This window comes from Paraniabella ginsengisoli (assembly GCF_022513635.1).
In the GTDB taxonomy this organism is placed as follows: Bacteria; Bacteroidota; Bacteroidia; order Chitinophagales; family Chitinophagaceae; genus Niabella; species Niabella ginsengisoli.
Map to the genome: position 1 here is coordinate 591,314 of NZ_JAKWBL010000002.1, position 16,696 is coordinate 608,009.

Annotated in this window: 12 protein-coding genes and 1 pseudogene; 12 read left to right on the top strand and 1 reads right to left on the bottom strand. The window is 38.7% G+C overall.

Going from position 1 to position 16,696, the window contains the following annotated elements; translation table 11 throughout:
• The first annotated feature begins 306 nt into the window (after positions 1–306).
• The 4 genes from MKP09_RS14360 (at position 307) to MKP09_RS14375 (ending at position 4,278) form a co-directional block, all read left to right on the top strand.
• The gene (locus MKP09_RS14360) at positions 307–867 is read left to right on the top strand and encodes an RNA polymerase sigma-70 factor (RefSeq protein ID WP_240830666.1); all 561 of its coding nucleotides are present in this window, start codon (positions 307–309) and stop codon (positions 865–867) included.
• 45 nt (positions 868–912) lie between these two features.
• Entirely contained in the window at positions 913–1,476 is a 564-nt protein-coding gene (locus tag MKP09_RS14365) for a FecR family protein (RefSeq protein WP_240830667.1), read from the top strand.
• Positions 1,467–1,961 carry a FecR family protein gene (locus tag MKP09_RS27430; RefSeq protein ID WP_240830710.1) on the top strand — a complete coding sequence of 165 codons (495 nt, stop codon included), beginning with the start codon at positions 1,467–1,469 and terminating at the stop codon, positions 1,959–1,961. The genes MKP09_RS14365 and MKP09_RS27430 overlap by 10 nt, the downstream gene beginning before the upstream one ends.
• A gap of 85 nt (positions 1,962–2,046) precedes the next feature.
• Positions 2,047–4,278, top strand: a complete 2,232-nt coding sequence (locus tag MKP09_RS14375) for a SusC/RagA family TonB-linked outer membrane protein (RefSeq protein WP_240830668.1) — start codon at positions 2,047–2,049, stop codon at positions 4,276–4,278.
• A gap of 874 nt (positions 4,279–5,152) precedes the next feature.
• On the opposite strand, the gene MKP09_RS14380 is transcribed toward MKP09_RS14375, so the two are convergent.
• The gene (locus tag MKP09_RS14380; protein WP_240830669.1) at positions 5,153–6,979 is read right to left on the bottom strand and encodes a hypothetical protein; all 1,827 of its coding nucleotides are present in this window, start codon (positions 6,977–6,979) and stop codon (positions 5,153–5,155) included.
• A gap of 272 nt (positions 6,980–7,251) precedes the next feature.
• Here MKP09_RS14380 and MKP09_RS14385 point away from each other — a divergent pair, with 272 nt between their 5' ends.
• The 8 genes and pseudogenes from MKP09_RS14385 to MKP09_RS14430 form a co-directional block, all read left to right on the top strand.
• The gene (locus tag MKP09_RS14385) at positions 7,252–7,461 is read left to right on the top strand and encodes a hypothetical protein (protein ID WP_240830670.1); all 210 of its coding nucleotides are present in this window, start codon (positions 7,252–7,254) and stop codon (positions 7,459–7,461) included.
• 471 nt (positions 7,462–7,932) lie between these two features.
• Positions 7,933–11,075, top strand: a pseudogene (locus MKP09_RS28190) (SusC/RagA family TonB-linked outer membrane protein).
• Positions 11,076–11,099: 24 nt separating this feature from the next.
• Entirely contained in the window at positions 11,100–12,758 is a 1,659-nt protein-coding gene (locus tag MKP09_RS14400; protein WP_240830673.1) for a RagB/SusD family nutrient uptake outer membrane protein, read from the top strand.
• Positions 12,759–12,987: 229 nt separating this feature from the next.
• The gene (locus tag MKP09_RS14410) at positions 12,988–13,677 is read left to right on the top strand and encodes a metallophosphoesterase family protein (protein WP_240830674.1); all 690 of its coding nucleotides are present in this window, start codon (positions 12,988–12,990) and stop codon (positions 13,675–13,677) included.
• A gap of 68 nt (positions 13,678–13,745) precedes the next feature.
• On the top strand, positions 13,746–14,024 hold the full coding sequence (locus MKP09_RS14415) for a hypothetical protein (protein WP_240830675.1): 279 nt from the start codon (positions 13,746–13,748) through the stop codon (positions 14,022–14,024).
• Between the two features lie 184 nt (positions 14,025–14,208).
• Entirely contained in the window at positions 14,209–15,804 is a 1,596-nt protein-coding gene (locus MKP09_RS14420; protein WP_240830676.1) for a LamG-like jellyroll fold domain-containing protein, read from the top strand.
• 54 nt (positions 15,805–15,858) lie between these two features.
• The gene (locus MKP09_RS14425; protein ID WP_240830677.1) at positions 15,859–16,470 is read left to right on the top strand and encodes an endonuclease/exonuclease/phosphatase family protein; all 612 of its coding nucleotides are present in this window, start codon (positions 15,859–15,861) and stop codon (positions 16,468–16,470) included.
• The coding region (locus MKP09_RS14430) for a hypothetical protein (RefSeq protein WP_240830678.1) at positions 16,467–16,696 on the top strand (230 nt) is incomplete at its 3' end. The genes MKP09_RS14425 and MKP09_RS14430, both read left to right, overlap by 4 nt.

The following is a 16,696-nucleotide window of genomic DNA, read 5'->3' on the forward strand; positions in this document are numbered from 1 at the left end:
TAGATTTTGCAGTTACACTAAATTTTCAAGGATTTGCGATGGCTTAATCCTATTGATAATTCTTTACCAATGCTTAAGAGATTTTTTGGCAAAACTGCATCAATTTTTACAATCACTTACCTGCAACTCTATGCCCTAAGCTGTACATTGCAAATATATTTTCAAATGAGGGATAGTTCACTAACCAAATCACAAATTTTTTTCAACCTTTTAGGGGTTTTCTATCTTTTAGGACTCATATATATAATAGGTGCCTATCTGTCTCACGACAAATAGTAGGAATTTTAACGATTTAGCCATTTATTAATGTTGACAGTTGAAATACAAATTTTAATTGAACAGGTAGCTGTATTAGATGATCAAAGGGCATTCCAAAGATTATTTAATCTGTACTATGCAAAGTTGAAGAGGTTCGCAATAGCGATTCTTAAGGATCAGCAATTAGCTGAAGAACTTGTGTGTGATGTATTTATTAAGATTTGGGATCGTCGTAGCAAGCTGCTTGAAGTAAAAAATATTAATAGCTACTTATATATTGTCACCAAGAATATGGCAATAAAAAGATTGACCACATCAGGGAGAAATGAAATTGTAAGTCTGGATTCTTTAGAAATAGAGCCTGTTTTCGTTGGCAAAAATCCCGAAGAACTTCTATTAAATAATGAGCTTATTAAATGTTATGATATTGCAGTTAGCAAATTGCCTGCGAGATGTCAAACTGTTTATCGATTGGCTAAGCAAGATGGATTAAAATATAAAGAAATAGCTGAAATATTGAATTTGTCGATAAAAACGGTCGATGCCCAACTGGCGATAGCCGTAAAAAGAGTAGCCAAATCCGTGCAACTCATATACAAGTTAAAGTAAGGATTTAGAGGGAAAGATAATTACTGAAAAAAATGAAAAATTAATATGTCAAGGTGGTGTTATTTAGCAGCTAGGAAGCTAAGCAATGATATTACGCTTGAGGAAATGCAAGAGCTGGAGCAAATATTGAGTAAAGATCCGCAACTTGCTTCACAACTCGAAATGCATGAGAGGTATTTCAACGCGAACAGTGAAGAAGTGAGAATAGAAGATGATCAGGTTCTTAGTGCCTGGAACAAAGTGAGCCAGGCGATTAACAACCAAGCATATATTAAACCATCTGAAATTTATGTAAAGAAGTATTCATCAAAAAGAAAATTAGCCATTGGCCTATTTTTGGTTGTGCCAGTATTCCTGATTGCAGGTTTCTTCTTTATAGACAATGCCCGCTACACAAAAATATCCGCCAAAATTGAATCAAGTGATACTAAATACGATGTCACTTTACCTGATGGTTCTAAAGTTACCCTAAACAAGAAAAGTCATATTTATTTAAGCGACGGTTTTGGAAAAACCAATCGAAATGTAATATTAGAAGGAGAAGCCTTTTTCATGTTACTCACAATGCTAAAATACCTTTCGTGGTTTCGGCCAACTCTGTGCATGTGAAAGTATTAGGCACTGTGTTTAACATGCGGGCATATAATGACGAAAAAGAAGTACAGACCTCCCTGGTTAAAGGAGCAGTGGAAATAACCGATGCTGTAAATAAAAACCTTAACATCGTGATGAAGCCAAACGAGAAAGTCACGATTCATATGGGAAATGGAAAACTAGAGAAAATCGACGCTAAAGTAGTAGCAGCATATGAAATGCAGGCGCTTAAGGTTGAGAATACGACTGGTATCATTCCCGAACTGGCATGGATGGAAGACAAATTGATCTTTAGTGATGAACCTTTACAGGAAATTGCCAAACGATTTGAAAAATGGTATAATGTCACAATTCTAATTCAGAATGATACATTAAAAGATGAAAAGTTTACTGCTGTGTTTCAAGGAGAAAATATTGATGCAGCTTTAACTGCTCTGCAGATTACATATCCCTTTAAATTTCACAAAAATAAAAATGGAGATATCGTCATTGAAAAATAAGCACTAAAAAGGAGATGCTGGAACATCTCCTTTCAAGTAAAAAACAGGTTACCCCATTATTACTCAACTTAATCTTATGCAAATTATGCAAAAATCAAAACTTAAAAAAGGGTTGTACCGGCAATGGTCAGCCAGAAAACTATTCTTGATTATGAAGATTGTGATGGTATTGTTAACGATTGCGTGTGTACAAGCTTCTGCAACAGGGTATTCTCAGAAGACGATTACACTCAATTTGAAGGATGCTTCTATTAGTGATATTATCACGAACATTCAACAACAGACTTCGTATCGATTTGTTTACCATAATAATTTAAAGCTTAAGAAGGCACGTATAAATATCTCTGTGGTGAACGCATCGATAGATTATGTCATGCAATCTATACTACGTAATTCAGGCTATTCTTACACTGTCTTAAATAACAACCTGGTTGCAGTTAAGGCCGCGGAAAAACAGTGGCGCCTTATAACGGGAACAGTCACCAATGTCAGCGGAGAAGCATTAACGGGAGCATCCGTTCAGGTTAAGGGTGAAACGGTCGGAACGACAACGGATGCTAATGGGCATTTCTCGCTGGATGTTCCTGAAAATTCGATTATCGTCATTTCCGCAGTAGGATATCAAACAAAAGAAATTCCGGTTAATGAACAAAATAACATTGTAGCCGTCCTGGATGCTGTCGAAAATAAATTGGATGAGGTTGTTATTGTAGGATATGGCTCTAATGTCAGAAAAAACTTACTGCAGTCCGTCAGCACTGTTAATGCAAAAGATGTAGCTGAAATACCGACATCGAATCTATCCCAGACCTTGGCGGGTCGTGTACCAGGATTGAATATAACTACTGGCGGTGGCAAACCGGGGCGAGCGGCCACTATAAGAGTGCGTGCAAACGATAACTTTGTTACCACAGGTTTACCTCCATTGTTTGTGATAGATGGTATTATTCAGCCCGATCAGTCAGCCTTCGATGCCCTGGATGCTACCGAGGTTGAAAATATTTCTGTTTTGAAGGACGGTGCCGCTGCATCTGTATATGGAGTAAGAGGATCTAACGGCGTAATAGTTGTTACTACACGGAAAGGACGTAAGGGGCCACCACAAATTAATCTGATCAGCAGCTATGGCATTACAGCAGCAACTAAAACGCCGGAAACGTTGACTGCGTACGACGAAGCTATTTTAATCAATGACCTGTTAAAGCAAAATAATCCTGACAATTATCAGTCGCTTGCTACCTATTTTGCGGATGATGAACTGGAATACTTTAAAACCCACGACTGGAATTTGCTTGATGAATATTTTAAGAGACCACAAGAATACAGAACCACACTGAATCTTTCAGGAGGAGCTGAAAGAATAAACTATTTTCTGAGCGGATCCTTTTATAAAGGAACCGGATCATTTGACAATGTAGATTATCAAAAATTTAATGCCAGGGCAAAGGTAGAAGCCCAGGTGACAGATGACTTGACAGTATCCCTGAATATGAACGCCGATATACGCAAAGATCATAAACCCTACTGGGAGTATGATTATGATGGGGACGATATGGCAAATCTTTACCAAGGGTTGCTCACAAGGGGCCGTATGGCACCGGATTATATTAATGTTGATGGAATAGATTATCCGGTAGGAAACCTTATGAAATGGCATCCGGGTGAAGTAGTTAACGGTAATACCGGATACAATAACAAGAAATTTACCGATTATCAGATTTTAACTGAAGTAAAATATAAAGTTCCATTTGTAAAAGGCCTGGCACTGCGTAGTACTTTTGCTAACTATAACCGTAACACTTTTAGAAAGCTGCTTAACAGGCCTTACAATTTATATACATTTAATACACTGGGTTCAAAGAACCATATTGTAGGTGATCAGATAGATTTTTCTAAAACCTTTATCAGAAGTGATGGTAATAGCTTGCGCGAATTCTATGTTAACGAAAATTCATATCAGTTTAACTTTTATATAGAGTATGATAATACTTTTGGAAAGCATCATATTGGGGCCACAGCGGTTTATGAACAATTTGAAAATAGTGTAAATAATTTGGGTGCATCGAAATTAAATGTATTATCTAATGAGCTTGATCAGTTGGATTTGGCCAGTAGTAACCCTTTGGATTATGGTGTAAATGGAAATCAGGTGGATGATGGCAGATTAGCAGCAGCGGGTCGCTTGTTATATGATTATGCTGGGAAATATCTTCTGGAAAGCGGATTTCGCTATGAAGGATCGCGCTATTTTATACCAGAAAACAGATATGCTTTTTTCCCATCTGTGTCAGTATTTGATTATAAAGAGTCGAGTTGATAGATGTATTTAATATGGAACTACCAATGAGCGTAATAAAAAACCATGAACATCAGCAACAACGCATTTTAAACTTCTATCCTTCGCCATAAAAGACATCCCATCTAATTCAGTACTTTAAATAATCAGTAAGTGAAATAAAGAATAAATTTGATATAGTTATCTTTGAAAGGTTACGTTAAGTTGCAATAAAGACAAGTAAGAATGGGTGTGTTCTGCTCTTTAAAGTAGACCAAAAGTAGACCTGATTTAAGACTACTTGAGTCAATTAAAATTGTTGTTGTTATGTCACTCCCAATTAAACTGATCTGTTGTACAAACAGAGTTCTTCGCGATGGTAGTTCTTCGATTTTTGTCCAATACTGCTATGATGAAAAACATAAACCTTTATTTAGTACCGGCATTAAAATTCCTGCTTCATGTTGGAATAAACAGCAGCGGCTTATTACGGCTCAACATCCTTTAGAGTATGGCAATTACAAGACCCCGTCAATGATGAGCTGGCAAGGCTTAAAAAGATAGTAGAAGATCTTGTTACTTATGCAACTTTAAGGAAGATTCAGAACCGTGTTGAATTTGTAAAAAATATTATTCCCGTTCTTGGTATTAGTGATATCGAGGCAATGCGGTGAAATTTACCAATCCTTCCGGAAATATTTTAATGAGTGTTACTAAAGATAACCAGAACGTTTGTTTTGAAATACAGAACGATTTTGTACCGCGTCTAAAGGCAGGTCTTGATTTCTTTACTGCTTAAATATTTAAAGAAGAAATCCGTCTTTCCTAGTATCTAAAAGGCGCACATGTATCTTTAAAAGAAACTAAGCCCCTTAACTTAGATAACAGGAGTCATATAATTTGTAATACTGGAAGTTTACTTATGTATTACTTTCACTGTTTTGGAATACTGCACATTGCCATCTATATCATAGTTCGCCACTCGAATATAGCCGATTTGTGAAGTGGTCGCCTCTATCTCCCTGGCATTTTTCCCGCAGGCGCCAATACATAAAACAGCGGCCAGCATCATCACAAAACGTAATCTACGCGACCTGCATACTGGTAGAAGCAGTAGCATTGCCAAACTAAGCCCACCAAGTGCTATACTTGCCAGATCGCTGCTGAGTTCGTATTCCAGCGTTTCACTAGACTGACCACCAGGAGCTTTACTTGGTACTTTGCCAATAGCTGTCCACTCATTTCCATCGACTGATCCTTCCACAACAAATTCCCGGTTGTTGGTTTCATTGACTGTTGTCCAATTTACCAATAGCCGGCCATTGGAGAGAGTGGCTGTTACCGATCCTATCGTTACAGGTAGGGCCAGTTCCCAGGTTGCAGTGTACGCAGCAGTTGTAGTGCTTTGGTTTCCTTGGGCATCCACGGCTGCATAATTAAATGTGGCGCTGATAGTTCCACCCGGTGTAGTGGGCCCGGCTTGTATGGTTAAGAGCGCGGGATCAAAATCGTCAATTACTTCGTTCGCTACAACTGGCGTTCCATTATAACTTAGGATAAATCCATCACCTGGCAATGTGGTAATAACAATACCCTTTCCCGTTCCGGACCAGGCACCTTGAGCCGGCTGGTCGATAGGATCACTGCCAAGTGGCGGAGTGCCTCCCAAGCTTACAGGACTGGTAGGTACCCGACCGCTCAAACTATTGCTGACAGGATAAGTTTCTGGTGGATCGCAGGCAAACTGTGCATCCCTCAAAGCAGGGTCTATTGCTGCGCTTATTGATTGTCCGGTACCTGCAGTTGTTGGTATTCCATTACTGCCTATACCTCCAGTAAGTCGGAGGTTGGCATCTAAATTCGTATAGGTAAAGCTGGCTCCACCCTCTAATGCATCAGGACATCCATCATTATCACTGTCCGTATCCAGAAAATTGGGAATACCATCGGTATCTGTATCTGTTGCACAAGCCCCGGCGACCGCAAATAATAAAACATCTTGATTGTTCACGGTACTGGTTCTGGCCATGGATATTTCGATCCTGGCAGCTTGTTGCATGGTTGTAGGTCCAAATGTTATAGCATAGGCATCGTTCTCAATATTACCCGCCGCTGCAGGGTCTAATTGTAGACTAGTTGGGTTAAAAGTAGGTGCCGGAAATACATTACTCGCGGTGCCGGTTCTTGTATAAGCAGCGACCAACCAGTCTGAAGTAGTGAGAAGAGTATTTGCGGCGTTATAAACCTGGATCGTAAACGTACTGTTTTCCTGGTCTCCAATATAAAGCGAAAAATCCCGGTAGGAGCCCGGAGTAATCGCAACATTTAACGTACCAACCAGAGGGTTGTTGGGTTGGGTAATAGTAAAATGTTGCACGACGCTAATTGGTAGCGCAGTACCCCTATGGGCAGCTATCATGTTTCGCATATCCGTGGTAGACTGCGCAGGTGCCGAAGCAGCTATTAACTGCGCCGTGGCATTACTGATCGAAAAATTTGCACTACAATTACCAACTGGTGCAGTAAAGGGAGTCGTTATAATATTTTGTACCTGTTGAGTAGTTAATTGCACCGCACTCAAATTGGTTTTCAGGGCATCGGGAATTCCATCATTATCATTATCCAGATCAAGATGGTTAGAGGTTCCATCACCATCACAATCGCCATCAGGGCCGGTACATTGACTGTAGACAAGACTTGAGGATGCAATAAGTAAACTCAAAAGTACAAGTGCTTTTTTCATTGTAATAGAGGTTTATGAAGGCTAAATGTTTTAGAGTGACGGTGTAGGGCTTCTCTGTTAACGCAAAATAAAAATACAAGTTTTTTGTTAAAAAACATAAATGATGGCAGAACAAAAACAGATTGAAATAGTGACAGACTTTTCCTGGAACGGTATATCTACAGTCGATTGTGAAAAATCGTTCATAACATCTGACGAGGTTTAGGTTGTGTAATCCACTAAGATATCCTAACTCTAGGATGATATGTACTAACTGGATAATCGCTATAATTATGCAGCAAACAGAAAAGGAACCTGTAATAATTATTGAAGAAAACGCCGAGGTGATTTGTTTTTTAAATGACTTTTTATCTGAGATGGTTGTTGCCAAGGCACCGTGTGGAGTAAAAGGTCTAATAAGTCATTGGATTGCTCTATACCTAGAAAATCAGATGTGTAGAACAAAAGATCCTTTAGTAAAACAAATTGATAGGTATCGTTGAATAATATCTGTTGCATCATTATTTGAAATTTCTGGATGCGAATAGGAAAGGTAATTCGTGCTGGCATAAAATTCCGATCACCCTCCTCACGTTGCTAATGCGCCTAACAAATATGCACCTATAAGCTAAATTATTTTGACATTTTGCTATCCTGTAAAACTGTAGAATTCATTAATGATGTTATTGATTGTATAGGAATTTTATATGTTAGAGATTCCTCATTCTTCAGTATTTCGTTGACCGCTCTGCAATTAAGGCGCGCAAACGTTTGCGCGTGTTTAGTATAACTTAACTTTTGTTTACTAATTGTGGTATATTTACGCTAAACAAAATATTAGTATTTGTTAACTAAAAAATTACTTTGTTTTAACGATCTGCTAATGTCCTGTAAACATCTTTGTTAAAAAGACACTAAAAAACAAACAGCACATGAAAATTTTATTTTACACTATGGCATGCATTCTTACTGTTATGTATTGCAGTCAGGGTACTGTGTTTGCCCAGGATCATCAGGTCACTGGTACAGTTGTAGGTAATAACAAACAATTATTACAGGGAGTTACTGTACAACTTAAAAATACGAGTAAAACTACCATTACAAATGAACAAGGATCATTTTCAATAAATGCCTTGGCTACGGATACCCTTCAATTAAGCTTTGTTGGATATAACCCAAAGGAATTGCCGATAAATGGTTTGGCTATAGTATCTGTTCAACTCGAACCTTCCAATACTGATTTGAGTGAGGTCGTTGTTGTTGGATACGGATCTCAACAAAAACGCAATCTGACAGGCGCTATTTCTGCAGTCAGCGGCGATGTTTTAAAAGATCGACCTATTCCAAATATAGGTCAGGGACTGCAAGGTGTAATACCAAATTTAAATATCACTAATTCGAGCGGCAAGCTTGGCCAGGCTCCTGATTTTAATGTAAGAGGTTTTGGTTCTATTAATGGGGGCGACCCATTATTTGTTGTAGATGGTGTGCCTTTAAATAACCCTTCTGAACTAACGCGTCTCAATCCACAGGATGTGGAAAGTATTTCGGTGCTTAAGGATGCTGCTTCCTCCGCCATCTATGGGGGGCGGGCCGCTTTTGGTGTAGTTTTAATTACTACTAAATCGGGCAAGTATAACTCCGGGGTGACTGTTCAGTTTTCGTCTAACTATTCAGTTAAAAAGATCACGCAATTACCAGAAGTAATAACTGATCCTGCCACTGTTATTAAATATAGAAATTTAGGGTATAGTTCTTATTATGGTACCAACATGCCCGGCTATACTCAGCAGATGATAGATTATGCGAACCAGCGTTCCCAAGACCCCAGCCTTCCTCCTTATTATCTTAATCCATCAGATCCTACCCAGTACGTTTATGTTGGAAATACCAACTGGTTCGATGAACTTTATAGAGCAACAAGTCCGACCTGGGAAAATAATTTATCGGTAGGTGGTGGTTCTGATAAAGTAAAGTATAATCTTTCCTTGGGTTATATTAATCAACAGGGGATTTTGGAGGGAAAGAACGACGAATGGAACAGGTATTCTATGAGGGGCAAAATAGAATTCAAGGCCACTAAATGGCTGAAATTCGGTAATACAACACAAATTGGCAGGGTTGTAAATGAATATCCAACTTATTGGAATGGGCCATCCAGAGGCGATATCTATCACGACATAGGAAGAAACCCGTCACTGAATATTCTAAAAACCCTAACGGAACCTGGACTCCGAACAGTTATAGCGTAGCTTATCTTTATGATGGCGGAAGAGGTAAAAATACAAGCAACGATAATTTAACCAGCTTTGATGCGCAGCTAAGTTTCTTGAATAACAAACTCCGCGGTTTTGTAAGTTATACTTTTAGAAATATTACAGGAAATAACCAGGATAATTATATTCCTATCTTTTATCAAACAGCAGATGAAACCAGGACTATACAGGATGGCAGAAGCGGGATCGGGGTAGGTAGTAACCAAACTATTCAAAAAGTGTTGAATGCCTATATGGAATATGAGCAGACATTGGCAGCAAAACATTATTTAAAAGTTATGGCCGGTATTGGAAGTGAACGATACCATACAGAATCTAATTCTATTTTTAGGAATGACCTTATCAACACCGGTACGCCAACTTTACAATTGGCGCTTGACCCCAACTCTAGTTTCACATCTGATGGTGGAGAATATGCTTTGAACAGCGCTTATTCAAGAATAAACTATACGTATGATAATAAGTACTTGTTAGAGTTGAATGCGCGTATGGATGCTACATCCAGATTCCCTGTTAATGATCGCGTTGGATATTTCCCATCTGTATCTGCGGGATGGAGAATATCTGAAGAAGGTTTTTTCAGTGGGCTGAAAAGTGTTATTAATGATGCTAAATTTCGGTTCTCTTATGGTTCCCTGGGCAACCAGGATGTTAGCTATTATGAATACATAGCCTCTTTACGTTCCGAAGGAAAAATTGGTAATATAATTGGAGGGACACATCCGCCTGCTGTTTATGCACCCGGGCTGGTTTCCTCTAGCTTAACATGGGAAAAACAAAACAGTAAAAATCTTGGAATTGATCTCGCCCTTTTAAAAAATCGTTTAAGTACTTCTTTTGATTATTATATAAGAGATATAAAAGACATGTTGACCGTACCTCAGCAGCTCCCTGCCGTGTTGGGCACGGCTCCTCCTCTTACTAATGCTGCGGACTTAAGAACAAAAGGATGGGAGATGACGCTAACATGGAATGACAAATTTAATGTTGCAGGTTCACCACTTTCCTACAACTTCCGATTTGTATTGTCAGATAACCAGACCACCATTACAAAATTTAATAATCCTAATGGTCTGATCAAAGATTGGTATGTGGGTAAAAAAGTTGGTGAAATATGGGGTATGATCGGCGACGGTTTTTTTACCAGCGATGAAGATGTAGCCAACCATGCCGATCAATCAGAGCTGGATGGCTACTATGGGTTTCAAGCCGGCGATCCTAAATACGTAGATTTAAATGGCGATGGCAAAATTAATATCGGCAAGCAAACGCTTACTGATCATGGTGATTTGACTATAATAGGTAATAATACGCCGCGTTATACTTTTGGATTCAACACTTCGGTAGCCTGGAAAGGATTTGATGTGAGCATCTTTTTACAGGGAGTGGGAAAAAGGGATTATTGGCCTGGCGACAGGACAGGATATTTTTGGGGCCAATATTTTGCACCCTGGGAGCAAGTGTATAAACATGTGATTGATAATGTCTGGACTCCTGAAAATCCCGATGCTTATTTTCCCAGGTTTGCCGGATGGAGAGTCGGAGATTTTGGGCTTGATGCATGGAGAGATATGGGAGTTGTTCAAACCCGTTATTTACAAAACGGCGCTTATATGAGAATTAAAAATCTCACGCTTGGCTATAATCTACCAGCGGAAATAATCAATAAGCTTGGCCTTAAGCAAGTCCGGTTGTACTTAAGCGGGGAAAATATTGGGGAAATTAATAAAACGAAATTCAAGGTACTGGACCCTGAAGCCCTAACCAGTTCTAGTTGGGGAACAGGGAAAGCTTATCCCTTTCAAAGAACCTATTCAGCTGGATTGAACATCACCTTTTAAGCAACCCCTTAAAATTTAAAAATTATGTGCAAGAATAAATTTTTACTACTATCATTGATCATAACTGGTAGTATCGTTACAAGTTGTAAAAAAGAATTAGACCGGTTTCCTATTGCCACTATAGCACCCCAAACATTTTTCAAAACCGAGAAAGACCTTGAACTTTTTACAAACGGGTTTTATGGTTATATACCGAGCGCGCAGACCATAATGGAAGGCGATGGGCAAAGTGATAATCAAGAAACGGTACCCCGCAATAGAGTGGTTGAAGGTGCACATCTCATACCTTCCACCGATTCCAGATGGTCTACTAATTCGAGTCTTTCCTGGGGTTATTTACGCAACATTAATTATTTTCTGGAGAATTACAGCAAGGCAGATGCTCCTGATGCTGCTAAAAATCATCATGCCGGAATAGCTCGTTTTTTTCGCGCTTGGTTTTATTATGATATGGTGGCCAGGTTCGGCGATGTACCCTGGTACTCAAAAACAATGAGCAGTGAAGACACAGAGCAATTCAACAGGCCAAGAGATCCACGAACATTGGTAATGGATTCTGTTTTAGCAGATCTTAATTTTGCGGTAGCCAATCTTCGAACCACTACTCCGTTATGGACCATTCATAAGTATGTTGCTTTAGCTTTTAAAGCGCGAATATGCTTGTTTGAAGGCACCTGGAGAAAGTATAGACAGCTCGCGGATGCTGATAAATTTCTAACGCAAGCAAAGGAGGCAGCAAAAGAACTCATAGATGCCAATAAATATACTTTATATACAACTGGTAATCCGGATGTTGATTACTATAATCTCTTCCAGATGGATGCAATATCCACATCTGAAGTAATTCTTGCAAGGGAGTACAGAACCGATTTGAATATTATGCACTCTGTTACTGCAGATATTAACGGAGGATATGGATGGGCATATACAAAGTCCTTGATTAATTCATATCTAATGAAAGACGGGTCACGATTTACCGATAAGCCCGGATATGCAACGATGACCTATATGCAGGAATTTGCTAACCGTGATCCGCGACTGTTGCAAACCAGCGTGAATCCATTTTATAAGCGATTCAATCCGTCTAATATCACTGGTCCAAAAGTAAGTCCTAATCCAAGAATTGGAGGAGCTAATCCGACTGGCTATGCCCAGATAAAGTTTTATCAGGATGATCCTAACAAAGTTATATACGGACAATCAGATAACGACGCACCTATTATCAGGTATGCCGAAGCGCTGTTGATATATGCCGAAGCAAGAGCAGAATTAGGAGAATTAACGCAGGCAGATCTTGATTTAACAGTAAATAAACTCAGAGCCAGGGCAGGAATGCCGGCGCTTACAATGGCAGTAAGTCTTGATCCGGTATTAGCAGCTCAATATCCTAACGTTTCAGGACCTATGAAGAATATTGTACTTGAGATCAGGCGAGAACGTCGTGTAGAGCTGGTCTCGGAAAATTTACGTTATCTTGATCTTATGCGCTGGAAAGTGGGAGCGTTACTGGCAGAAGTTTTCAAAGGCGCGTATTTCCCAGGCCTGGGTGAATATGATTTAAATCTGGATGGATCTCCTGAGTACGCCATCGTTACCGCTCAGCCAACTAATCCAACCCTGGCGTTACTTATGCTATTATTAATACAGACGTATTTCTGTCTAATGGGAATTCCGGCAATATAATAGTAGATAAGCCCGGATCTATAGTTAAAAAATTTAATGATCCTCAGCATTATTTATTTCCATTGCCAACAACTGAATTGCTGTTGAATAAGAACCTGACTCAAAATCCTGATTGGTAAAACAGTTTTTTCATATCGCAAGCAATCAAATCAGGATCCGTAGTCCTACGGCTCCTTAATAAAAATGAGTAAAGACTACAATAGAACATTAATAATATAAAATTTTAATCATGCCAAACAGCCGCAGAAAATTTATAATAAATGCCGGGCTTGCTACAGCAGCCATTGGTGCAGGCAACCTGAAGTCTTTTGCTTTTCCATCATATGCCAGAGTCCATAAAGGAAGTGCTGTCCGTATTGGATGGATTACTGATGTGCATCATGGCTTTATGAAAGATGCTACGCGAAGGTTGCAGGCCTTTTTAGCTGCAGCGTCTCAACGTAAACTGGATTTTATTTTGCAGGGCGGCGACTTCTGTCATCCTACGCCAGAAGCAGAGCCATTTGTACAATTGTGGAACCAATATAAGGGTGAGCGCTATCACGTGCTGGGTAACCATGATATGGATCTGGGCACAAAAGAAGAGGTTATGGAATTATGGGGAATGAAAGAAAAATATTATTCTTTTGATAAAGGTGATTTCCACTTTGTAGTATTGGATTGCAACTACATTTTAAAAGATGGACAGTATGTGGACTATGCGAACAGCAATTATTACATTGATCAACAGCAACGTGATTTGATTAACCCTGAACAAATTGATTGGTTGAAGAATGATCTGGAAAAAACAAATAAGCAATGTATTATTATTTCGCACCAGGCTTTTGATGAAATATGGGATGGTTGGAGTGTTCCTAATCGACATTTAGTGCGAAAGGTAATAGACGACGCTAATAACAGAAGCGACTTCAAAAAGTAATTGCTTGTTTTTGCGGCCATCATCATGTAGATGATCATAGCTATATCAATAAGGTACATTACTTCCAGATGAATAGTGCTTCTTTTTATTATACAGGTGATGGCTTTGGATCAGAAGGTCCAAGGGCTTGGTATAAAGATCCATTATATGCTTTTGTTACGATTGAACCTTCGGGACAGATTATTATTGAAGGTAAGCAAAGCCAGTTTATGTCTCCAACGCCGACGGACAAAAAGCATCCGGATGCGCCGAGGTTATCAGCAAGTATCAGTAATAGGAAAGAATCATTCACTTGTAAAAAAATAATTGATACCAATAAAACGGTGGCGGTAATGGGATGTAAATAAATCTGTTTCGTTCATAGTGCCACATGGAACGATTATGAGGGTCCTATCAACACAGCAAATTATAAGATGGAAAATAAAAAGCGGAAATACGGAAATTGAACTGCCTGCCTATAAACCAAACAAAATAAAAGCGCCTTATGCTTATACGATAAAAATTGAAATTTGGAAGATAAAATGAAATAAAATGACCTATACAAAGTTTATTCTTATTTTTTGCCTTATTTGCGAAGTTACAGCCAATGCGCAAAAGCCCTTATTGTATGTAAATTTTGATGACTTTAATTTTAAGGAGAAAATTACTACTGATGACAGTGCTTACTATGCTGTCGATTTACAGCAATCTCAATATGCAAAGGGAGTAAGTGGAGATGCGTTGGATCTGTCGGCGAATGCAATATTAAGAAGGCCAATTAAACTGGATAAAGGAACAATTCCGGTATTTAATGAGAAAAACACCTTCTCTGTACAGGTATGGATTAAAACCCTGCCTGATGCAATAATGGGAACACCAATAATGGGAAATAAAAAAGCAGATGATCTTACTACAGCCGGATGGCAAATTTATACCCAGGAAAATGGCGCTTGGGCATTGATTTTAAATGATGGGAAACACCGATACGATTACAAACCAACCGCAGCAAGACAAAGAGTCAATGATGGAAAATGGCATCAAATTATTTTTACTGTCAACCGGGAGAAACAAGAAGTATGGATATTTTGGGATGGTAAAAACGTAGCCATATATAATACGCCTGGTGTAATGGGGTTTGACACAGAGCTGGCGACAATTATCGGTGGATCGGATGAAAAATGGGAATACGGATCAAATGCACAATGGAACGCCTTTAATGGATATATAGATGAAGTGAAAATATGGAAGTCAGCCTTAAATGCTAACCAAGTTAATAAATTATACTGCCAATTTTATCCCGGTACAGAAAGCAACGAAAAGGGAAAGGCTCCCCGGCATTTAAAAGTATTTGCTTGGAATATCTGGCACGGTGGGCATCGCTATGGGCAAGCTGTGGGTTTACAACGTGTTATTGAAACTATTAAATCAAGCAATGCTGATGTCATTGGGCTTATTGAAACTTATGGCTCGGGCGAGGTCATTGCCGATTCTTTAGGGTATTATTTTTATTTGATAAGCCCTAACTTATCCATTATGAGCCGCTTTCCGATTACTGAAACTATCAAAGCTTTTCAGCCTTCCAATTTCGGCGGAGTGAAACTTAAATTGAGCCCTGACAAAAACCTTATCTTTTTTGATACCTGGTTAAATTATTTACCGGATGTAGATGCCAGCATCAGATTGAAGAATGCAAACGCTCAGGAATTGATAAAGGATGAAGCGTCTACCCGGCACGCAGAAATAAAAGAAATTTTAAAACTTATAAATCCCTATCTTAAAAACGCTGATGATATACCAGTCATAATGGCCGGAGATTTTAATATGGGTTCTCATCTCGACTGGACAGTTGCGACTAAGGCACTTCATTACAATCTTATCGTTGAATGGCCGGAAAGTAAGGAAATGATTAATGCCGGATTTACAGACAGCTATCGCAAGCTGCACATCAATCCTCTGTTGGATCCAGGATTGACCTGGGGAGTAAGAGCCGCAACCACAACTGATAAATATGGGGTAAGAGATAGAATCGATTTTATTTATTATAAAGGAAAAAATCTTAATTCAATCGAATCGAGGGTAATTGATTATCATCCTGTAATGTTTCCTTCAGATCATGCTGCTATTAGCACATTTTTTCAGCTAAAATAAAATCAAAATTGAATATCACAATTCATGAAACAAAAAACGGCGCAAAAATGATGTTTGAAAATAGATCCCACTAAGTTAAAAACCTGGCACAGCCGCAATCTGCATAAGTCATTATCCTATTTTGACAGTTGTACAATAATTGCTGAAGATATCCATCCCGATTGTTATGTATTAAAATGTATCACCGCTATGAAATTTGTAGTACGTATATTACCTTGTGTATTTATATTATGTTGTCTTGCCACAACCGCTAAACCAAAACCGAAAAAAACATTCTCGATTATAACTTATAATGTCTGGAATGGTTTTGAAAGTGAGACACAGCGACGAAATACCTTTGTGGGATGGGCCCGCCAACAAAGTGCCGATGTCATTGCATTTGAAGAACTGAATCATTTTACACAGGCTTCTTTTGAAAACTTAGCGAAAACCTGGGGACATCCATACGCCATTATAGTAAAAGAAGATGGATATCCGGTTGGCATTTCATCACGTTATCCTATTCGTAATATTTGTAAACTTATTGAGGGTATGCATCATGGATGTCTTTACGCCGAAATTAATGGTATGGGTTTTTTTGTAGTACATTTTTCTCCATTTAGCAGTGTTAAAAGACTCCAGGAGAGCAACGCTATATTAAAGCTTTTGAAGAAAAAAATAAGTTGAATACAACGATTATTCTTGGCGATTTTAATGCCTTTTCACCACATGATAGTTTATTCTATACAAGAACAGGTATCAGAGATAGCATGTTTTCCCAACAACAAAATAATTCTAAACTTCGAAATTTAAACAGTCGTGGCGATATAGACTACCAGGTTGTTAGCACGCTTTTACAATCAGGCTTTCTTGATGGCTATTCGCTTTTCAATAAAACTTTTGAAACATCTTA